Annotated in this window: 18 protein-coding genes and 1 tRNA gene; 6 read left to right on the top strand and 13 right to left on the bottom strand. The window is 71.2% G+C overall.

Going from position 1 to position 19,289, the window contains the following annotated elements; genetic code table 11:
• The first annotated feature begins 94 nt into the window (after positions 1 to 94).
• The 4 genes from ACFY7H_RS23390 (at position 95) to ACFY7H_RS23375 (ending at position 2,889) form a co-directional block, all read left to right on the top strand.
• Positions 95 to 565, top strand: a complete 471-nt coding sequence (locus tag ACFY7H_RS23390) for an Lrp/AsnC family transcriptional regulator (RefSeq protein WP_125816769.1) — start codon at positions 95 to 97, stop codon at positions 563 to 565.
• Positions 566 to 642: 77 nt separating this feature from the next.
• Positions 643 to 1,320, top strand: coding sequence for a helix-turn-helix domain-containing protein (locus ACFY7H_RS23385; RefSeq protein WP_388940928.1), 678 nt, complete (start codon positions 643 to 645; stop codon positions 1,318 to 1,320).
• A 61-nt stretch (positions 1,321 to 1,381) separates the two neighbouring features.
• Positions 1,382 to 1,597: a hypothetical protein gene (locus ACFY7H_RS23380; protein WP_388940925.1), complete on the top strand. Its 216-nt coding sequence runs from the start codon at positions 1,382 to 1,384 to the stop codon at positions 1,595 to 1,597.
• Positions 1,594 to 2,889, top strand: a complete 1,296-nt coding sequence (locus ACFY7H_RS23375) for an MFS transporter (RefSeq protein WP_388940922.1) — start codon at positions 1,594 to 1,596, stop codon at positions 2,887 to 2,889. Before ACFY7H_RS23380 ends, ACFY7H_RS23375 begins: the two co-directional genes overlap by 4 nt.
• Here ACFY7H_RS23375 and ACFY7H_RS23370 read toward each other — a convergent pair.
• Both ACFY7H_RS23370 and ACFY7H_RS23365 read right to left on the bottom strand, forming a co-directional pair.
• Positions 2,819 to 3,616, bottom strand: a complete 798-nt coding sequence (locus tag ACFY7H_RS23370; RefSeq protein WP_388940919.1) for a S16 family serine protease — start codon at positions 3,614 to 3,616, stop codon at positions 2,819 to 2,821. The two genes, ACFY7H_RS23375 and ACFY7H_RS23370, sit on opposite strands and share 71 nt — an antisense overlap.
• A gap of 55 nt (positions 3,617 to 3,671) precedes the next feature.
• Positions 3,672 to 4,313 (bottom strand): IclR family transcriptional regulator, encoded by a 642-nt coding sequence (locus ACFY7H_RS23365; RefSeq protein WP_007264382.1) that lies wholly within the window; start codon positions 4,311 to 4,313, stop codon positions 3,672 to 3,674.
• 369 nt (positions 4,314 to 4,682) lie between these two features.
• On the opposite strand from ACFY7H_RS23365, the gene ACFY7H_RS23360 reads away from it, so the two are divergent.
• Positions 4,683 to 5,702, top strand: coding sequence for a hypothetical protein (locus ACFY7H_RS23360; RefSeq protein ID WP_388940915.1), 1,020 nt, complete (start codon positions 4,683 to 4,685; stop codon positions 5,700 to 5,702).
• 70 nt (positions 5,703 to 5,772) lie between these two features.
• Here the strand turns inward: ACFY7H_RS23360 and ACFY7H_RS23355 are convergent, their stop codons facing one another.
• The 4 genes from ACFY7H_RS23355 to ACFY7H_RS23340 form a co-directional block, all read right to left on the bottom strand.
• The gene (locus tag ACFY7H_RS23355) at positions 5,773 to 7,560 is read right to left on the bottom strand and encodes a DEAD/DEAH box helicase (protein WP_388940913.1); all 1,788 of its coding nucleotides are present in this window, start codon (positions 7,558 to 7,560) and stop codon (positions 5,773 to 5,775) included.
• A 157-nt stretch (positions 7,561 to 7,717) separates the two neighbouring features.
• Complete coding sequence (locus ACFY7H_RS23350) at positions 7,718 to 8,122, bottom strand: type II toxin-antitoxin system death-on-curing family toxin (RefSeq protein WP_388940910.1); 405 nt, start codon at positions 8,120 to 8,122, stop codon at positions 7,718 to 7,720.
• A complete protein-coding gene (locus ACFY7H_RS23345; RefSeq protein WP_388940907.1) occupies positions 8,119 to 8,319 on the bottom strand; it encodes a hypothetical protein in 201 nt (66 codons plus the stop codon). The genes ACFY7H_RS23350 and ACFY7H_RS23345 overlap by 4 nt, the downstream gene beginning before the upstream one ends.
• A gap of 37 nt (positions 8,320 to 8,356) precedes the next feature.
• Entirely contained in the window at positions 8,357 to 9,880 is a 1,524-nt protein-coding gene (locus ACFY7H_RS23340; protein WP_388940905.1) for an MFS transporter, read from the bottom strand.
• 213 nt (positions 9,881 to 10,093) lie between these two features.
• Here ACFY7H_RS23340 and ACFY7H_RS23335 point away from each other — a divergent pair.
• Positions 10,094 to 10,165: transfer RNA gene (locus tag ACFY7H_RS23335), tRNA-Cys, on the top strand.
• Between the two features lie 70 nt (positions 10,166 to 10,235).
• Here ACFY7H_RS23335 and ACFY7H_RS23330 read toward each other — a convergent pair.
• The 7 genes from ACFY7H_RS23330 to ACFY7H_RS23300 all read right to left on the bottom strand — a co-directional run bounded on the left by ACFY7H_RS23330 (position 10,236) and on the right by ACFY7H_RS23300 (position 19,246).
• Positions 10,236 to 10,934: a hypothetical protein gene (locus ACFY7H_RS23330; RefSeq protein ID WP_388940902.1), complete on the bottom strand. Its 699-nt coding sequence runs from the start codon at positions 10,932 to 10,934 to the stop codon at positions 10,236 to 10,238.
• Complete coding sequence (locus tag ACFY7H_RS23325; protein ID WP_388940900.1) at positions 10,931 to 13,264, bottom strand: hypothetical protein; 2,334 nt, start codon at positions 13,262 to 13,264, stop codon at positions 10,931 to 10,933. The genes ACFY7H_RS23330 and ACFY7H_RS23325 overlap by 4 nt, the downstream gene beginning before the upstream one ends.
• Positions 13,265 to 13,270: 6 nt before the next feature.
• The gene (locus ACFY7H_RS23320) at positions 13,271 to 13,693 is read right to left on the bottom strand and encodes a hypothetical protein (protein ID WP_388940897.1); all 423 of its coding nucleotides are present in this window, start codon (positions 13,691 to 13,693) and stop codon (positions 13,271 to 13,273) included.
• A gap of 40 nt (positions 13,694 to 13,733) precedes the next feature.
• On the bottom strand, positions 13,734 to 14,909 hold the full coding sequence (locus ACFY7H_RS23315) for a S8 family serine peptidase (protein ID WP_388940894.1): 1,176 nt from the start codon (positions 14,907 to 14,909) through the stop codon (positions 13,734 to 13,736).
• Positions 14,910 to 14,936: 27 nt separating this feature from the next.
• Positions 14,937 to 16,352 carry a WXG100 family type VII secretion target gene (locus tag ACFY7H_RS23310; protein ID WP_388940891.1) on the bottom strand — a complete coding sequence of 472 codons (1,416 nt, stop codon included), beginning with the start codon at positions 16,350 to 16,352 and terminating at the stop codon, positions 14,937 to 14,939.
• On the bottom strand, positions 16,352 to 16,837 hold the full coding sequence (locus ACFY7H_RS23305; RefSeq protein ID WP_388940889.1) for a DUF2563 family protein: 486 nt from the start codon (positions 16,835 to 16,837) through the stop codon (positions 16,352 to 16,354). Before ACFY7H_RS23305 ends, ACFY7H_RS23310 begins: the two co-directional genes overlap by 1 nt.
• Before the next feature lie 84 nt (positions 16,838 to 16,921).
• Complete coding sequence (locus ACFY7H_RS23300; protein ID WP_388941242.1) at positions 16,922 to 19,246, bottom strand: xanthine dehydrogenase family protein molybdopterin-binding subunit; 2,325 nt, start codon at positions 19,244 to 19,246, stop codon at positions 16,922 to 16,924.
• Between the last annotated feature and the right edge of the window lie 43 nt (positions 19,247 to 19,289).

The following is a 19,289-nucleotide window of genomic DNA, read 5'->3' as shown; positions in this document are numbered from 1 at the left end:
TAGTTTCCTTTTCCGCTGTACAGATTGCCCAGCGCGGCCCCAGCATGACTGAAGGATCTGTGCAGTATGCGCAGCCGATCAAGGAAGGGTTCCCATGGGTATCGACGAGCTCGACGGCCGTCTCATCGTCCTGCTGGCGCGCGAGCCCAGGATCGGGGTCCTGGAGGCGTCGCGCCGGCTCGGCGTGGCGCGCGGCACGGTGCAGGCGCGCCTGGACCGGCTCCAGTCCAACGGGGTCATCCGCGGTTTCGGGCCGCAGGTGGACCCGACCGCGCTGGGGTATCCGGTGACCGCCTTCGCCACGCTGGAGATCAAGCAGGGCCAGGGGGCGGACGTACGGGCCCACCTGTCGGGCGTCCCCGAGGTGCTGGAGCTGCACACGACGACGGGGCACGGGGACATGCTGTGCCGGCTCGTGGCCCGGTCCAACGCCGACCTCCAGCGGGTGATCGACCGGGTGGTGGGCTTCGAGGGGATCGTCCGCGCCTCCACGGCGATCGTCATGGAGAACCCGGTCCCCCTGCGGATCATCCCGCTGGTGGAACAGGCGGCGGCGGACGGCTGATCCCCGCGGCAGAGTTCCAAAGAAGTGGTTGCAAAGAAATGCTTGCACAGAAGCCTTTGCAACCCTACGCTTGAGGCATGCCCGGAAAGAACGCCACTCCCGAACCCAGCCCCGAACCCCACCCCGCCCCCGGACCCCCTCCCGAAAGCGGCCCCGCGGCCGCGACACCCCCACCACCCCCGGAGCCCAAGGTCCGGACGCTGGACTCCCGCTCCCTGCGGGGCCTCGCCCACCCCCTGCGCATGCGGCTGCTCCGCGCCCTGCGCATGAGCGGCCCGGCCACCGCTTCACAGCTGGCGGAGCGGCTCGGAGAATCCAGTGGGGCCACCAGCTACCACCTGCGCCAGCTCGCCGCCCACGGGTTCATCGAGGATGCGCCCGAGCGGGGCAAGGGCCGTGAGCGCTGGTGGAAGGCCGCGCACGACGGCACGCGCCTCGACGACTCGCTCGTCCTCGACGACAACCCCGAGACGCGAGGGGCGGCCGAGGTCTTCCTGGCCGAGATCATGAAGATCCACACGCAGGAGCTGACCTCCTGGCTCGGCGAATCGGTCGACTGGTCGCCGGCCTGGCGCGGTTCCAGCGACCTCAGCGACTTCACCCTCCGTCTGACCGCCGGGCAGACCCATGAACTGGTCCACAAGCTCCACGAGCTGATCAACAGCTACCGGGACCTGCCGCCCGCCGGGAACGCGGAGGAGGTGGAAACGGTCCGCATCCACACCCACGCCTTCCCGCGCCGCACCACCGAATAGCCCCCTCCCCTCTCCCCCTTCGCTCCGCCGCATCCGCCGCATCCGCAGAAGGAGTCCTGCCATGCACGCCTTCACGCACGCCCAGATCCACGCCGCCCGCACCGCCGCCCTCGCCGCCGAGGCCGCCGTCTGGCACCTCGCCCGGGAGGCCGCCCCCAGCCCCTCCCCGGCCCTGCCGGCCCTGCGCAACCGTCTCGGCGAGGCCCTGGTCGCCGCCGGCATACGCCTGATGCAGCCGGCCCACGTCCACCATCGCATCCGGCAGAACGCCGCATGAGCCGGCGGCCCTTCGCGGCGGTCCTGGCGGCCAACACGATCTCCATAGCGGGGAGTTCCCTGACCCTGATCGGCGTCCCGTGGTTCGTGCTCCAGACCACTGGCAGCGCCGGACGGGCCGGCGTCGTCGCCTTCTGCGCCACCCTGCCGGTGGTGATCGCAGCACTCGTCGGCGGCCCGGTCATCGACCGGATCGGCCGCCGCAGGGTCTCCGTCGCCTCGGACGTGATCTGTGCCCTGTCGGTCGGCGCGATCCCCCTCCTCCACTCTGCGGACCTGCTCGAATTCTGGATGCTGTGCGCGCTGATGGCCGTCGGCGGTCTCGTGCACACCCCCGGCCTGACCGCCCGCTACGTCCTGCTGCCCAGCCTCGCCGAGCACGCGGACACCACCATCGCCCGGGCGGCGAGCCTCTACGACGCCGTCTCGCGCGGGGCCCGGATGGTCGGCGCCGCGGTGGCGGGCGTACTGATCTCGGTGTTCGGAGCCGAGACCGTCCTCCTCCTGGACGCGGCCACCTTCGCCGCGTCCGCACTCCTCGTCTCCGCCTTCCTGCGTGGCGTCCCGGCCGCGGAACCCCAGCGCACCCGGGAGAGACCCTCCTTCGCCGCCTACCGCGCCGAGCTCGCCGAGGGCTGGCGGTTCCTGATCCACTCACGGCTCCTGATGGGCATCACCCTCATGGTGATGACGACCAACGGGCTGGACCAGGGCTGGTCCTCCGTCCTCCTGCCGGTCCACGGCCGCGAGGACCTCGGCGGCGCCACCACCCTCGGCCTGATGGTCTCCCTCTTCGACGGCTTCGCCCTGCTGGGCGCCCTCCTCTACGGCGCCTGGGGCGAACGCTTCCCCCGCAGAGCCGTCTTCGCGGGAGCCTTCCTCGTCTCCGGGGCCACCCGCTACGTGGTCGCCGCCGTCACCGACACCCCGCTGCCCCTCGCGGTCACCATGGCCCTGGCCGGCCTGGGCGCGGGCGTACTCAACCCGATCCTGACCACCGTCGTGGCCGAGCTCGTACCGGAGGACCTGCGCAGCCGTGTCTCCAGCGTGAGCATGGCGGGCGGCGAGCTGGCCATGCCGATGGGCGGCCTCGCGGCGGGCCTGCTGGTCGACGGCTTCGGGGTGACCACGGCCCTGCTCCTGTTCGCCGCCGTCTACCTCCTGGCGACCAGCGCCCCGCTGCTCTTCCCCGCCTGGCGCGGTCTGAACGCGAAGCCGTCCGTCAGCAGGACGGCACGTTCTCACTCCGGTTCAGCGCCCGAAGCGAGTTCACCGCGTCCGTCAGCGAAGTGACGGGGATCAGCTGAAGCCCCTCGGGGAGTTCGGACTTCGCGTCCGAACACTCCGCCTTCGGCACGAGGAACACGGTCGCCCCGTCGCGCCGCGCGGCCTGCGTCTTCAGGCCCACTCCGCCGACCGCGCCGACCGTGCCGTCGGCGCTGATGGTTCCCGTGCCGGCGATGCTGCGGCCTCCGGTGAGGTCGCCGCCGCTGCCGTCGCCGACGAGCTTGTCGACGATGCCGAGGGTGAAGAGGAGCCCGGCGCTCGGGCCGCCGACGTCGGCGAGGTCGAGCCGGACCTTGATGTCCTTGGGGTCCTTGCGGAGGTAGCCGAGGGCGGCGGTCACGGCGGCCGACTGCGACTGGGCCATTTCCTCCAGGTTGTGCTCCTCGATCTGCCGGTCGCTCCCGCCCGAGGGATAGACGGACTCCCTGGGCATGACCGCCTCGTCGCCCTTGAACCAGTGGTCGATCAGCTCGTGCAGCGTCATCGTCGAGGAGGGGCCGGTCGCCCGGATGGTGGTCATCCGGAGCTGGCCCTTGGTGTCCCGGACCGGGGCGCCGGTGACGGTGATCACCGGCTTGCCCTGGTCGGTGCCCAGCACGTCGGCCGTGGGGCCGGGCACGGCCACCACGAAGGGCAGCGGCGCGAGGGCCGCGACGGCGAACAGTCCGAGGACGGGCGCGGCGCAGACGGCCAGGGCGGCGGGACGCGGCAGACGTGTGAGGCGTGAGAGCACCCGGTCAATCTACCGACCCGGACCGCCCGGCCCGCGCCGCCCGTGTCCGCGCCCCTCAGCGCAGGGCGTCGGCGACCTCGCGGGCCGCGTCGACCACGCGGGGCCCGACCCGCTCCGGCACGGCGTCGGCCAGCATCACGACGCCGACGCTGCCCTCCAGTCCGGTGATGCCGACGAGCGGAGCGGCGGCACCGCTGGCGCCCGCCTCCAGCTCCCCGTGGGTCAGGGTGTAGCCGGGCTCGATCAGCGAGCCCTGGCGGGCGGCCAGGATGGCCCGGCCGGCCGCGCCGCGGTCCAGCGGGTGGCGGAAGCCGGCCCGGTAGGCCACGTGGTAGTCGGTCCAGGTGGGCTCGACGACGGCCACGGCGAGCGCCTCGGTGCCGTCGACGAGGGTCAGGTGCGCGGTGGCCCCTATGTCCTCGGCGAGCGAGCGCAGCGCGGGCAGGGCCGCCTCGCGCACGAGCGGGTGGACCTGCCGGCCCAGGCGCAGCACGCCGAGCCCGACGCGGGCCCGGCCGCCGAGGTCGCGGCGGACCAGGGCGTGCTGCTCGAGCGTGGCGAGCAGACGGTAGACCACCGTGCGGTTGACACCGAGGCGGTTGGAGAGCTCGGTGACGGTCAGACCGTGGTCGGTGTCGGCGAGCAGCTTGAGGACCCTGAGCCCTCGGTCGAGAGTCTGGGAGGTTTCCGCGGTCACGACGCCTCTCCCTCTGTTTTAGGTGGGCGGCGGTGACTCTCATGCGGTGCGGTGCTGCCGGTCCCACGGCGACGCATGGAGAGGCCGCCGGTAGCGGCCATGGCACCGGCTGCGCTCCCGCGGCGGCGCTGCCACGGGGCGTTCGATGCGGGGACAGTAGCGAGCGAGTCCGCTGAGCGAAAGGCCTCGTCCAGAATCCGGTCGCCTACTGCCGGTTTAAGCCGTTTTCTTCGCGCAGCTGTATCGATTCGTAATGTCCATTGACCGAAAACCGGTTTACACGGGCCTTACTCTGATCGTGTTCAAAAATGATGTTGGGGGGAGCGGGCAACGCAAGCCTCGAACGCTTATCAGGGGAGAGAAGCAACAGTGAAGCTGAAGCGCATGGCCGTCGTGGCCGCTGCCGCCGTGGTGGGCCCGACGGTCCTGATGGCCACGCCCGCGATGGCGGACGAGGCCCAGAACCCGGCCGTCACCACGCCGGACGCGGCTCCGAAGGACGACGCGGCGCCCGCCGCCGAAACCCCGGCCAAGGAGGCGGCGCCGGCCGTCGACACCCCTGCCAAGCCCGCCGCCGAGAAGCCGGCGCCCGCCCCCGCCCCGGCCAAGCCCGCCGCCGAGAAGCCGGCCCCCGCGCCGGCCCCGGCCCCGGCCGCGCAGGACGAGGAAGAGGAAGACCTGGTCGCCACCGGCCCGGTCCTCGGCGTCAACGGTGTCCCGAGCGCCTTCAAGGCGGGCGGCGACTGGACCAACCTGACGTACACCGTCGACAACTCGAAGGGGAAGGCGCAGGAGAGCTACGTGCTCGTCCTGGCCGTCGCCGACCAGGCCGCCGAGCTGGAGGCCTCGGACGTCAAGATCCAGATCTTCCACCAGGGTGCCTGGCACGACGTGGAGATCATGGGCGAGGGCGGCTCCGTCGTCGCTCTGCTGAGCGACGACATCGACATCCCGGCCAAGAAGGTCAGCCTCCAGGTCCGCGTCAAGTTCACCACGGGCGCCCCGGCGGGCGAGATCGTCGTTATCGCCGCCGGTGGCAGCAACGTGGACGACGACGTCTTCTCCGACACGGCCGTGGTCGAGTCGAAGATCGTCAAGGGCTACACCGGCGGTGGCAACACCGGCGGCAACACCGGCCACAACAACGGTGGCAACACCGGTGGCGGCAACAGCAACACCAAGCCGAACGGCGGCAGCAGCACCACGCCGATCGTCGACAACAGCACCGGCTCCGGCAACACCGGCGGCAGCACCCACACCGGCGGCGAGCTCGCCGAGACCGGTGCCGACGCCGCCACCAGCTGGGCGCTCGGCGCCGGCGGTGTCGCGCTCGCCATGGGTGCGGCCCTGGTCGCCGGCACCGGCCGTCGTCGCCGCGTCTCCGCCTGACGCACAGCACACGGGAACGGGGTCCGCGCGCAGCAGCGCACGGACCCCGTTCCGCGTACTCAGGAGCGGCTCACCGCATCCGCGTGGCCCACTCCTGCACCTTCTTGATCCGCTCCTTCAGCTGCCCCGCCGTCGCCTCCGCGCTCGGCGGCCCGCCGCACACCCGGCGCAGCTCGGTGTGGATCACCCCGTGCGGCTTGCCGCTCTGGTGGACGTACGCGCCCACCATCGTGTTCAGCGACTTCCGCAGCTCCAGCAGCTCCTTGTGCGAGACCACCGGCCGCCGCTCGGCCGGCAGCTCCAGCAGGTCCGCCTCCGCGTCCGGTCTGCGCCGGCTGTGCGCGATCTGCCGCGACTGCCGCTTCTGCAGCAGCAGCTGCACCTGGTCCGGCTCCAGCAGCCCCGGGATGCCGAGGTAGTCCTGCTCCTCCTCGCTGCCCGGGTGCGCCTGCATGCCGAACTCGGCGCCGTCGTACAGCACCCGGTCGAAGACGGCGTCGGACTCCAGCGCCTCGAAGGACATCTGCTCGTCCTCGCCGGTATCCTCGTCCTCCTGCCGGTTCGCCTCCTCCATCTCCTTCTCGGACTCCGCGTACGGGTCCTCGTCCTCGCCCGCCTTCTTCGGCCGGTCGAGGACGTGATCGCGCTCGACCTCCATCTCGCTCGCGAAGCCGAGGAGGTAGGGGATCGTCGGAAGGAACACGGAGGCCGTCTCGCCGCGCCTGCGCGACCGCACGAAACGGCCGACCGCCTGCGCGAAGAACAGCGGGGTCGAGATCGTCGTCGCGTACACGCCCACCGCGAGGCGCGGTACGTCGACGCCCTCGGACACCATGCGGACCGCGACCATCCAGCGGTCGTCGCTCGCGCTGAACGTGTCGATGTTCTTCGAGGCGCCGGTGTCGTCGGAGAGCACGACGGTCGGCCTGGTCCCGGTGATCTCCCGGATCAGCTTCGCGTACGCGCGCGCCGCGTCCTGATCGGCGGCGATGACGAGACCGCCCGCGTCCGGGATGCCCTTGCGGACCTCCGTCAGCCGCTGGTCGGCGGCGCGCAGCACGTTCGGCATCCAGTCGCCGCGCGGGTCCAGCGCCGTGCGCCAGGCCTGCGAGATGGCGTCCTTGGTCATCGGCTCGCCGAGACGGGCCTCGATCTCGTCGCCCGCCTTGGTGCGCCAGCGCATGTTGCCGCTGTAGGACAGGAAGATCACGGGCCGGACGACGCCGTCGCCGAGGGCGTTGCCGTAGCCGTAGGTGTAGTCGGCGGAGGACCGCCGGATCCCGTCGTTGCCCTCCTCGTACGTGACGAAGGGGATCGGGTTGGTGTCGGACCGGAAGGGCGTGCCGGTCAGCGCCAGGCGCCGGGTCGCCGGGTCGAAGGCCTCCAGGCAGGCCTCGCCCCAGGACTTCGAGTCGCCCGCGTGGTGGATCTCGTCCAGGATCACCAGGGTCTTGCGCTGCTCGCAGCGGTTGCGGTGCAGCATCGGGCGCACGCCGACGCCCGCGTAGGTGACGGCGACCCCGTGGTAGTCCTTGCTCAGCGGCCCGGCCGAGTACTCCGGGTCGAGCCGGATGCCTATCCGGGCGGCCGCTTCGGCCCACTGCTTCTTCAGGTGCTCGGTCGGCGCGACGACGGTCACCTGCTGGACCACGTGGTGGTGCAGCAGCCAGGAGGCCAGGGTGAGCGCGAAGGTCGTCTTGCCGGCGCCGGGGGTGGCGACCGCGAGGAAGTCCCGCGGCTGGGTCTGGATGTACTTGTCCAGCGCTCCCTGCTGCCAGGCTCGCAGCTTGCTGGCGGTACCCCACGGGGCACGGCCGGGGAAGGCGGGTGAGAGGTGGTGGGAGGCGGTAGTAGTCACGGTCTCCGGTTCGTTGCTCTCGGCGGTCGTGGCAGTCGTGGTCGTCCTGGTCGCCCTGGTTCTCGTGGTCGGACGCAGGACAACCGGGCCACCCTACCGGTGCCGAGCCGCCCCTCGAGGAGGGACAGGCCCGTGACCTCGGCGGGTGCGGTGAGCGTCACACCGGGAGCAACTCCCGCAGCCTGGCGGCGATCACCGCCACCTCGGTCTCGGCCCCGGACGCCACCGCGACGACCAGCCGGTACGCGGCCTCCTGGTCGGCGGCCGCGGGATCGACCCCGTTCACGGCGAGGAAGGTCGCGGCGGCGAGCCAGGCGGTGCGCTTGTTCCCGTCGACGAGGGGATGGTTCACCGCGATGCCGTGCAGCAGCGCGGCGGCCTGTTCGTACGGGTCCTCGTAGGCCGGGGTGCCGTACATCCGCGCCCGCGGCCGGTGCACCGCCGACTCCAGCAGCCCGGGCGCACGCAGCTCCACGGACTGGTCCCGGGCCAGGCAGGCGTGCCGGGCGACGTCGAGGACCTCGGCGAGGGTCAGGTGCCGGACCTGGTCGGCGGCGCTCACTCCCCGAGCCGCTTCAGCAGCCCGGCGTGCCGCCGCGCCAGCCGCGCGGCCTGCGCCCCGATGCGCTCGCGCTCCCGCCGCAGGTGCTCGCGTACGGCTTCCCGCGCGAGCGCCTCGGCGGTGGAGCCGGTGGCGTCGGCGAGGTCGGCCGGCTCGGCGTGCTCGGCGGGGGACATCCGCAGGGTCAGCTCGTTCACGGTCGCCCCCGGAGCCTAGCCAGCGGTGCGGGCGGGCTCACGCCGTTTTCGGGGGCGTGCGGGGCGTGCGGGCGGCCTCGTCCTCCGCGTCCGCGTCCGCGTCCGCATCCGTCTCGGCCGACGGTGGGTCGAGGCGGGTCGCCACCCATGCCCCCACCAGCGCCACGCACGCCATCGGCAGGAACACCACCAGGAACGCCGCCGGGTGCGAGGCGGACCCGTCCGCCGAGGCGGCCACGTGCCCCGTGCCCACCGCTCCCCCGCCCAGCGCGGCGAACGCCGCACCCCCGGCCGCGAGCAGCACCACATTGGCCAGCGCGTCCGAGATCTGCAGCGCGGCCGAGTTGGCGCCCGCCTCCTCCGGCGCGGACAGCTTCAGCAGCAGCACACTGGTCGAGCCGATCACCAGGCCCATCCCGAGCGAGCCCACGGCCCAGGCGAGGGCCAGCGTCCACACCGGCACCGCCTCGATCAGCACCGCCGGGGCCGCGGCGATGGCCAGGGCCACCATCACCATCCCGGAGACCATCAGCCGCTCCCGGTAGGGCGCCGTCCGCCCCTGCGACTGCACCCAGGAACCGGCCGCCCACGTCACCCCGCCGAGCGCGAGCGAGAAGCCGGCCCAGGTCGGGCTCAGACCGCGCTGGGTGACCAGCATCAGCGGCACGAAGCTCTCGGCCCCGATGAACGCCCCCGCCGCCACCCCGCGCAGCAGCACCACCGACGGCAGCCCGCGCCGCGCCCGGTAGGTGCCGCGCGGCAGCAGCCCCAGCACCGCCGGCACCAGCAGGGCCGCACCGACGACGCCGGGCAGCAGCGACAGCCACCGCAGGTCCTGGGCGGCGTACTGGAGCAGCCCGGCGCCCATCGAGATCCCGAGGGCCAGCCGGATCCGCCGCCGGTCGAACGCGACGGGCGCCCCGGGGTCCACGGGGCCGGAGGCGGTGCGCCGGATCGCGGGCAGCGCCACCAGCAGCGGTACGACGACCAGCGCGGGGATCCCGAGGAACACCCACCGCCAGCCCAGGTGCTCGGTGACCGTCCCCGCGGCCAGCGGCCCGACGATCGACGGCACCACCCAGCTCGCGGCGAAGGCGGCCATGATGGCGGGCCGCAGCCGCTCCTCGTAGGCCCGGCTGATCACCACGTACAGGGCGACGATCACGAGCCCGCCGCCGAACCCCTGCACGGCCCGCCCCACGACGAACACGCCCATCAGCTGCGCGGTCCCGGAGCACACCAGCCCGGCGGCGAAGGCCCCGATCCCCACCGTCAGCGGCCGCAACGGGCCCTGCCGGTCGGCCCACTGGCCGGACAGGACCATGGCGAAGAGGCTGGTGGTGAAGTAGGCGGAGAACCCGAAGGCGTAGAGCCCGATCCCCTCCAGCTCCCGCGCGGCGACGGGCATGGCCGTCCCGACGGCGGTGGCCTCGAACGCGATCAGGAAGATCACGGAGATGATCCCGACGCTGAGCGTCCGGTACGCCGGCCCCAGAATGCCGCCCTGCGGCGGCGGGACGGCGTCGGCGGTCTCGGATATCCCGGGTTCAAGGGCACTCATCGCCCCAGAGTAAGGCCCACAGCCCGCCCACGCCCCTGTCATTTGGACCGATCCCACCTCAGCCGCCGGACCTAGTCCCCTCGCGCACCGCCCGCCGCCGCCACCCCGGCCCCCGCCGCCTGTGAACGCGGCATGGCAGTCACATTGCAGCCCCCACACCCCCCTTCCCGACCCCACCGACACCCCGTACGTTCGTACTCGCACCCCACACCCAGCCGTGTGCCCGAGTGGTTGAGGGACTCGCCTGCAAAGCGAGCTACGCCGGTTCGATTCCGGTCACGGCTTCCCGAAGCCGCAGGCCGTCCGAGGCAGGAGTCCCCGGACGGTCTTCGGCACGTCCGGGGCCGCCCGTCGCCTACGGGGCGTCCACGTACCGCTCGAGGTCCTTGAACTGCGCGGGCAGCCCACCGTCGTCCCGGCAGCCCAGCTCGGCGGCGACAGACCGTGCGGCGGAGTGGACAAGGGTGAGGTAGTCATCTGCTCTGCTGGGATCCTTGCGGTACTCGCCGGCCGACCTGCCGTCGAACCGGGCGGTGATCCTCACGGGAGCGTCAGCCGTGGACCCGACCCGGGAGCTGACGCAGTCGAACACGACCGAGTGGTCCGTGATCCCGCGGTCGACGCGCACGCCAGTCCCCTCCGCGCCCACCAGGTCAGCCGGTCCCGCGTGCTTGCTGCGGGCGATGAAGGTCATGCTCGCCTTCGGGATCCGCCCGCCCCTCTCCTTCTGCACTCCCCTGATCCTGCAGGTCCCATTCGGCATGTTCTCGATATCGACCCCCGCACGGTAGGCGTTCTCCACAGCCTGCGCGATGTCCGCAGCACCGCGATCGTCCTCGGGCTCGCGGATGACGAATGCCGTTCCTTCCATGACCTTTTCCAAGGCTCGGCCGGCCTCCGGAGAGAAGAGGGTCCCCCCACAGACCTGCGCGGTGGAGACCGTCCTCGGCTCCACCCCCTCCGGTTCCGGCTCGTGCTCCCTCGGCAAAGCGACACAGGCGGCCATAACGAGGCTCAGCCCCATGACTCCCACGACCGGGCGCATGAGCCTCACGGCGTCTCTTCCGTCTCTGCCTCATGTCCTTGCTGACCGGCCCGCGAATTGCCCTTCGCGTACCCGATCACCATCGCGTCGTGAAGGTTGTTGCCGAGCACGCTCGTGTCGCTGATCGCGTGCCGCGCCTGGAACTGCTTGAGCGGCGTCTCAGCGCTGCGTTCCCCAGCCTGGTACAGCGCCTTCGTAGTGGCGTGCGTGGCCTCGTCGAGTTCTCCCTTCCTCTTCTCAACTGCTTTGTCCGACCACTCGGTGATCGCGGAAGAGGCCGCCTGTTCCACCGCACCGCTACCCACGTCGATGGCGATCGGCACGGCCACCGCAGCCACTCCGGCACCGGCGACCGTCGCCGGCAGGAGCGCGACAGCGCCGCCGATGGCCGCCGAAGTACCGAATTCGATCCACGCACTGCGTTGCTCGACTGCCTTCTCGAACGCCTCGTGCTTCTTTGCCGTCTCCGCGCCGAGCTGCCCGGCGCGAGAGTCGTCGAGCATCCCCTGGACCTCTGCCGTGACCCGGATCGTGGATCGGGCGCGCCCTTCGTCGATTTGACCGTCATGGAATCCCTGCGACTCCAGGACGGTGGCACCGTAAACGCGTTCCGCGGTGGTCACGGTGGCGTACGAATCGGGGTGCTGCCCGAGAGCGCTAAGCAGGTCGCGCGCGGTCTCCCGGTCCAGCTCCGCATGTCCGTCCCGCGCGTTCTTGGGAGGGGCGAACACACCGTCCTCGTCGCCTTCGCTGAGGGCCCAGTTGACGTCGTCGATGTATCCGGCCGTCATCCGGCCCAGACTGTCCGCGAGGGCCTCGTGGTGTTTGAGCAGCCCTGCGTCACGCCCGTACTTCGCGACTACCGCCTCCATGACCTCGGCCGTACCCTCGGTCCGTTTCAGCTCCGGCGCCCTATCGTCCCAGGCATGGCCGAGGGTCGCGGCTTCCAGGGCGTGGCCGAGGGCAGCGGGCATGTACTGCTTCGCTGCGGCCACGCCCTTCGCGTTCAGGTCATTGGAGTCGGTCGGGCTCGCGTACTTCTCGTGGGCGAAGTAGTCCAGGTAGTTCGTGACGTCGTTACCGAGCTGCGGCACTCCTGCCTTGACCGTGCCGTCCTGGTTGTATGCGACCAGATCCGAACCGTCGCGCTTGAAGAACTCCGTCGCGGCCTCCGGGCTGTGCCCGAGTGCCTCCAGGAAGCTGTTCACAGGGTCGAAGCCGGCGCCGCTCCCGCCGGAGGGATTGAACTGGGTCTGTGTCCAGCCGTTGATCGGCTTGTTCTGGAAGAAGAAGTTCTTGTCCTGCTGCTGAACTTGGATGGCATGGTCCGCGATGGGCACCAGGAAGCGCGGGTCGTAGTTCCCGTAGCGCATGATGCCGCCGAGCAGTTGGTACCCGAAGGGCGGATTGCCGTCGTACTTCGAGAGCGCGATCCGCTCCGTTCCCAGGCGCCGCAGGTCCTGGGCGAACCGGTCCGGCAGGTGCTGCGGATTGTCCGGGTCGGTGGCGGTGGCGAGGTTGAGTCCCAGGTTCTTCTGAAGGTCCTGGATGTCCTTCAGACGCTGCTCGTCGAAGTCTCGGGCGCCTGTGTCGGTGGTGAGCTGCCCGAAGAACTGGAGCGCGCCCTTGGGGCCGAGGCTGCCGTAGAAGACGGTGGAGAACTCCGGCAGCTTGGCGTTGTCGGCCAGCAGTTCGTTGAGTTCCGTGAGTTCGGCGTGGGAGAGGTCCCGGCCCCTCCGCGCGAGGTCGGTCGCCCGTCCGGCCTGTTCGGCGGTGAGGCCGGCGTATTTCGGGGCGCTGAAGTTGTGGTCCTCGGCGACGTTCGCGTTCAGCAGCCGGGCCAGCGACTGGTCGACGTCGTCGCAGGCGTCGACGGCGGCGTCGATCTTGGCCTGCCACAGCGGCCGGTTGACGCGGAGGGACTCCTGGTAGTCGGGGTCGTGGCGGGCCGCGTACCGGTCCGCTTCGGTGGTCAGGGGTAACGCCTCGACCTTCCCCTTCGCGTCGACCCGGAAGCCCGCGGCCGGGGCCTCCTCCTCGGCGATCTTCCTCAGCCGGTCGCGGGAGGCCTCGAAGGTGTCGTGGGCCTGGGTGAGGGCTTGGTGGATGCCCTTGGCCGCTTTGGCGGCGTCCTCGAACTCCTTGGCCGTCTTGTCCACGAACGGCCGTGCCACCCCTGCGGTGACCCCGCTCCATTCGGCCTTGTCCGACTTGGCCTTCATGCCGTTGCGGGCGGCCTCGGCCAGTTCCTCCAGCTTGGTGACCACGGCCCGCCAGTCGCGGACGGCGGTGGAGAGCTTGTCGACGGGGGCGTTCAGCACGTTCTCGTACGTCAGCACGGGCGCCTACTTGAGGTATTCGGCGAGCTTGGAGGTCGTGAACTCGGCGTACAGCTGCTGCTCTTCCCTGGCGTGCGAGGTGAGCGAGTAGTTCAGCCCGTTGGAGATCTGCGCGCAGGCGGCGACCAGCGTCTTGACCTGGCTCTCCCAGTGGGAGTTCGCCTTGGCGAGCGCGGCGCCGCTGGCGAAGCCGGCCTTCGAGAGGGCGCCGGCCGCCTCGGCGGAGGCGGTGGCGGCGTGCTTGCCGTCGGTCTGGAGGCGGGAGTGCAGCTTGTACGCCTCGCTGCCGATGGCGCCGATGTGGTCCTGGTTGAGCGCGAGGTCGGCGCCGCCGCCAGGGGCCGCCGGGGGCGGGGCCTGGTTGAGCCGCATGGAGGCGTTGGCGGCGGCCGTGGCGCGTGCGGCGGACCATTCCTCTTCGAAGGACACCCGGTGCGCTCCACTCCCGTGCGGGCCGGGTCAGGTCAGTTCAGCGCCTGGTCCGGCGTACGACGACTGCGGCGACGGCCCCGCCGATGAGGACGCAGGCCACCAGCCCGAGGGCGATCCAGGGCAGGCTGTCGCCGTCGCCCTTGTCTACCGCAGTCGCGGCCTCCGGCGCAGGGGATGGCGTGATCTTTCCCCCGGGGGAGGGAGCGTTGGCCGGTGCGGATGCCGATGCCGATGCGGCGGCGGCGAGATCGGGGAGCGGGAACACGTCCGCCGGGCCGGGGTCCCCGGGGGTGGGGAGGGCGACGCGGGGGCGGACGACGCCGTAGCCGATGTAGTCGTTGCGCTCGGCGCCGTCGACGGGCTTGCCGGCGGTGTTCAGGAGTACGCGGAGGATCTGGTTGTTGGTCCAGGTGGGGTGGGCGGACCAGAGGAGGGCGGCGGAGGCCGAGGCTAGGGCGGTGGCGTCACTGGTGCCGTGGCTGGTGCAGAGGCCTGTTTTGCTGCTGCATCCGCTGATGATGTCAACGCCGGGTGCAGAAACGTCCACGGAGGCATTGTGTGTGGATTCCTTGGTCGCGGCACCGTCAGCGTCAACCGCCCCAACACCCACTACTCCGGGAACAGCAGCCGGATAGTTCACCTGAGTGTCGCCATCGTTACCCACGGCAGCAAAAATCAGCTTGCCCTTGGCCAACGCATGTTTCACAGCGCCCCTCAGGACATCACTGTCGCTCCAACCTAATGAGACGTTAAGGATCCTAGCTTCGGAGTCCGCAGCGTAGCGGATGGCATCAGCCAGCGTGGTATTGACGGACATTCCGTTGCCATTCATATCGATGCGCAGAGGCTGGATTTTCACATCGGGGGCGAGTCCATACGCGCTCTCGGCACCACCAGGGCCCTTTCCGTTCCCTGCAATAGTCGCGGCCATGGACGTGCCGTGATTTCCATAATCGACTCGCTCGTCGCCGTAGATCGTTTCTGGCGTGAAATTCATTCCAGGAACAACTCGACCTTCGAGTTCGGGAATCCGAGCGACGCCTGTGTCAATCACCGCAACGGTGATTCCCTTACCTGTGCTGATTTTCCAAATTTCATCGGCCTTCATCGCATCGAGATGCCATTGCTTAGATCGCACTGTCTCCGCGTGGGCTGGAACCGCAGCGATTCCAGCCAGCAGCAGGCCCACCAGGGCCGCGATCACCTTCCGCATGTGCACCTCGTGCCAGGTCCGTTCAACTCAGTCGATTACCGGCGGAACAACACGACGGTTGCCTTCCCAGGTCTCTTCGTCCTCGGCCAGGAGGCGGTTGCCACCCTGGCCTCCACGCCTGTAGCTCGGAGCCTGGGAAGGGCCCCCACCAGGGCCTACCACTCCCACGCCCGACCCGCGCGCGAGGCCGGTGCCGGCCTGGGTGAACGGCTGACCGCCAGGCGCAACCTGACGTCCACCTACAACGCCACCCGGCTCTATGGCCAGTCGACGACCAGTCACCGGACCACTCGACGTGCCCTGCGGGGAGCCGAAGCCGCCACCCATCATTCCGGGCACCACTCGACCGCCCGTATGCGGACCATCCGCACCGATGACCGTGCCACGGGGAATGCCTGCACTGGGTCCGCCAATGGGAACCGGTCGGCCACCCACGACCCCCGTGTCGTGGAGTGGAGGCACCGGGATGCCACCAGCCTTGCCATTAGAGGCAGCTGGCGGCCGTGTTAGGGGCAGTGGGTCACCGCCCAACATTGGCGGCCCACTGATCGGTGGGAGTGCCAAAGACGGGAGGGCCCCGTGGGGAGGATTGACACCAGGTCCGTCCGGTCCGGGTCCGGCAGGCAGACCAGACGTTGAAGGCGGTGTCCTGTCCGGCGGCGTCGCGACATGGTCGAGATCCACGTCCACGTTCCAGTCTGGGGCGACTGAGGGCGGGCTGATGGACGATCCAGCCCCCAGGGGGATCGCACTGTCAAACGAAGGCCGACGACCCGCTAGAGGATCGGTTGCAGCCGAGGAGGCCGAGCTGCCCAGAGCTGACGACGCATAAGCAGAGCCACCTGTGCCAGAACTTCCAGAGGTATCACTGGCACGCCCGAAGTCACTGGTCTCGTGGAACGATTCGTTGGGTGCAAACACCCCCGGCGGTGGCGGAAACGTAGGGGGTTCCGCCTTGTTCATCTGGGTCGTCGACGCCTCGTACGACTGCGCCAGCTTCGTCAGCTGCTGTACCGCCTGCGCGTGGTCCGTGGTCAGCTTCGTGTGGGCCGTGCGGGCCAGCTGCTGGGCGTCCGGGTCGTGGTGGTGCTTGCGCGCCGCCTCCAGGTTCTCCGCCGCCGACGCGTCGTACTTCGGGGTGTTGGCCTTGACCTCCACCATCGTCTGGGCGGCCTCGGTCATCCACTTGCCGCCCGCCTCGCTGTACGCGCCCAGCTTCAGCGTCGCGCTGCCCGCTCGGCTCACCCAGTCCTGGAAGGCGTGCGCGGCCTCGCCCTCCCAGCCCGTGACCCGGTGCCGTTTGAGGCTTTCGCCGATCTCCTTGATGGCGGCGGCCGCCTCCGTCAGCTGCGTGGCGCGCGTCTTGACCGTCTCCGGGTCGAGGGAGGCGATCATCCCGAGCAGCTGTTCGTGCGTGTAGCCCTCGAAGTCCGTCGTCGCCATCAGATCGTGCCCTTGCTCGGAACCCGGGTGGCCTCGTTCTCCTGCCGCGCCAGCGGGTCGCGGTCCCGGACGTAGGCTTCCTTCGAACTCTTGATGAGGGCCCGCATGCGGGCCTGCGTCTCCTCGTCCACGCCGCCGTAGCCCTTGCCCGCCGTCAGGACGGCGATGCCCAGTGCCTCGATCTGGCCCGCGAGGCCCTGGGACAGCTTCTGCAGTTCGGCGTGGACCGTCGTGTACGCCTTGAACAGCGCGTCCGCCTCCGCGAAGCCCTTGCCCAGGGTGCCCGCCGGGAGGGTGCCGTGGGCGAGTCTGCCGGCGTCGGCCTCGGAGCCGTCGAGGGTCTTCAGCAGCGCGTCCACGCGGTTCTTGTACGCGGTCATCGACTCGTACTCGACCTCGAGCGCCTTCGCCTGGGCCCTCACCGCGTCCGCCACGCTCCCGGCGACGTTCACCCCCAGCGGACCCGGACCGTTGTCCACCGCCACGATGCCCTCCCCCGTCCCCGTCCCCGTCCCCGTCCGCACCCGCTCGTGTCACTCCAACGACCGGCGCCGACAGGGCCCAAACCGTCAGGAGTTGGGCACACCCGGCACCCCGGGCATTCCCGCCACCACGGCCGCGGACGGCCGGATCGGGATCCTGTTCACGGGACGGCCCGTCGCCGCGCGGACCGCGGAGGCCACCGCCGCCGGGGTGGTCACCACCGGGACGGCGCTCGCCGCCTTCGCGCCGAACGGGGCCACCACGTCCCGCTCCTCGACCAGCCGGACGATGCGGACCGCCGGGGCGTCCAGGGACGTCGGCAGGGCGTAGCCGGTCAGGTCGGGGTGGCGTACCAGGCCCGCCACCGAGCGGAGGTTCTCGGTCAGGGCCGCGCCGACGCCCTGGGTGACGCCCGCTTCGATACGGGCCTCCAGCTGGCGGGGGTTGAGGACGCGGCCGACGTCCTGGGCCACGGCCAGTTCCACGACCCGCACCGAGCCGAGCTCGATGTCCACGTCGACCACCGCGCGGATGGCGCAGAAGGCGAGGCCGACGAAGGCGTCGCCCTGCCCGTCCGCGTCCAGCGGTTCGGTCGGGTGCGGGCGGCACTGGGCCGTCGCCCAGAGCTCCTTGCCCTGTATGGCCTCCGCGACCGTCATGGAGAAGGCACCGTCGTACGACGTGATCCGGCCGTCCGCGATCTGCAGCAGCTCGATGGACATGCCGAGCTTGTGGGCCATGGGCTGGAGGAGCTGCGTGCGGACCATCTTGGCGGCCCGCTCGACGGCTCCGCCCGAGACCCAGGTGTGGCGGCCGTGGGCGGAGGGGCCGGCCGGCGGCTGGTCGGTGTCGACGGGGGCCGTCGACACCTCGTCGATGCCCAGGACTTCCTGGACGATCTGGCGGGCGAGGGTGGCGAAGCCCTGGCCGGTGTCGACGGCCGCGCAGATGACCGTGGCCGTGCCGTTCACGACCTTCACTGTCGCGGTGGAGACCTCGTCCGCGCCCTCGGCGCCGAGCATGTGGACCATGCCCACGCCGTAGCCGACGCCGCGCCGCACCGCGCCCGGTTCGCCCGCGCCCTCGGGGCCGCCGGGCAGCAGCCACTCCTCATCCGGGGTGTCCTTGGGGAGGGCGGGCAGCGGGTAGTCGCGGACCGCGCGCAGCAGTTCGGCCACGGGGGCCGGGCAGGTGACGGTCTGGCCGGTGGGGAGCAGGTCGCCGGTGGCCAGGACGTTGCGCATGCGCAGTTCCGCGCCGTCGATGCCGAGGGCGGCGGCGAGTTTGTCCATCTGGCCCTCGTAGGCGGCGCAGACCTGCATGGCGCCCTCGCCCCGGACGTGGCCGGAGGGCGGGTTGTTCGTACGGACGGCCCAGCCCTCGACGAAGGCGTGCGGGACGACGTACGGGCCGCACGCGAAGGCCACGGCCGCCGCGAGGGACTCGGCGGAGGCGTCGGCGTAGGCGCCGGCGTCCATCAGGATCTGGGCCTCGACCTTGACCAGCCGGCCTTCGGCGTCGGCGTGGTGGCGGTAGCGCAGCAGGGTCGGGTGGCGGTGGGCGTGGCCGAGGAAGGACTCCTCGCGGGTGGCGGCCAGCTTCACGGGGCAGCCCGTGCGCAGGGCCAGCAGGCCGAGCGGGAGCTGGAAGGCGGCGTCCTCGCGGTCGGCGGTGGCGCCGGGGACGCCGGTGACGACGACCCGTACGCGGTCCGGTTCCAGGCCGAAGCAGGCGGCGGCGAGGTCGCGGTCGGTGTGCGGGTCGGTGGAGGCGGTGTAGAGCTCCACGCCGCCGTCGGGCCGGGGCACGGCGAGGCCGGCCTCGGCGCCGATGGGCGCGGGGTCCTGGCGGCCGATCCGGTAGAGGCCCTCGACGACCACCTCGCCCGTCGCCTCCGGGTCGCCGTAGCGGAGCGGGATGTGCCGGATCAGGTTGCCGTCGGGGTGCAGCGGGGGCGCGCCGAAGGACTGCTCGGGGTCGGTGACGGCGTCCAGGAGCTCGTACTCGACCGTGATGGCGGCGGCGGCGAGGCGTGCCGTGTCGGGGTGGTCGGCGGCCACGGCGGCGATGGCCTCGCCGTGGTGGCGTACGACGTCGTGGGCGAAGACCGGCCGGTCGGCGATGCGCCGGCCGTGGGTGGTCGCGCCGGGGACGTCGGCGTGGGTGATGACGGCGCGCACGCCGGGCATTTCGGCGGCGGCCGAGGTGTCGATGGAGCGGATGCGGGCGTGGGCGTGCGGGGAACGCAGTACGGCGGCCCACAGCAGGCCTTCGGCCCACAGGTCGGCGGCGTAGGGGAAGGTGCCCTCGGCCTTGGCGCGGGTGTCGGCGGGGGGGACGGAGACGCCGATTCCGCGTAGGGGGCGCGGCTGTTCGGTGTCGCCGTCGGTGCCGAGGCTCACCGTCGCCATGGTGGTGGTCGTGGTGGTGCCGGCCGTCGCCGTGGCCGCGTCC

It is taken from the genome of Streptomyces sp. NPDC012794, assembly GCF_042901085.1.
In the GTDB taxonomy this organism is placed as follows: domain Bacteria; phylum Actinomycetota; class Actinomycetes; order Streptomycetales; family Streptomycetaceae; genus Streptomyces.
Note: the sequence above shows the minus strand (reverse complement) of the source record. Positions and strands in the feature narration are given on the sequence as shown.

Coding starts and splice junctions, on each gene's coding strand:
- ACFY7H_RS23385 (WP_388940928.1), top strand. CDS start 643: ATGCCCGGAAAGAACGCCACTCCCGAACCCAGCCCCGAACCCCACCCC.
- ACFY7H_RS23315 (WP_388940894.1), bottom strand. CDS start 14,909: ATGCGGAAGGTGATCGCGGCCCTGGTGGGCCTGCTGCTGGCTGGAATC.
- ACFY7H_RS23375 (WP_388940922.1), top strand. CDS start 1,594: ATGAGCCGGCGGCCCTTCGCGGCGGTCCTGGCGGCCAACACGATCTCC.
- ACFY7H_RS23300 (WP_388941242.1), bottom strand. CDS start 19,246: ATGGCGACGGTGAGCCTCGGCACCGACGGCGACACCGAACAGCCGCGC.
- ACFY7H_RS23340 (WP_388940905.1), bottom strand. CDS start 9,880: ATGAGTGCCCTTGAACCCGGGATATCCGAGACCGCCGACGCCGTCCCG.
- ACFY7H_RS23380 (WP_388940925.1), top strand. CDS start 1,382: ATGCACGCCTTCACGCACGCCCAGATCCACGCCGCCCGCACCGCCGCC.
- ACFY7H_RS23310 (WP_388940891.1), bottom strand. CDS start 16,352: ATGGCGACGACGGACTTCGAGGGCTACACGCACGAACAGCTGCTCGGG.
- ACFY7H_RS23390 (WP_125816769.1), top strand. CDS start 95: ATGGGTATCGACGAGCTCGACGGCCGTCTCATCGTCCTGCTGGCGCGC.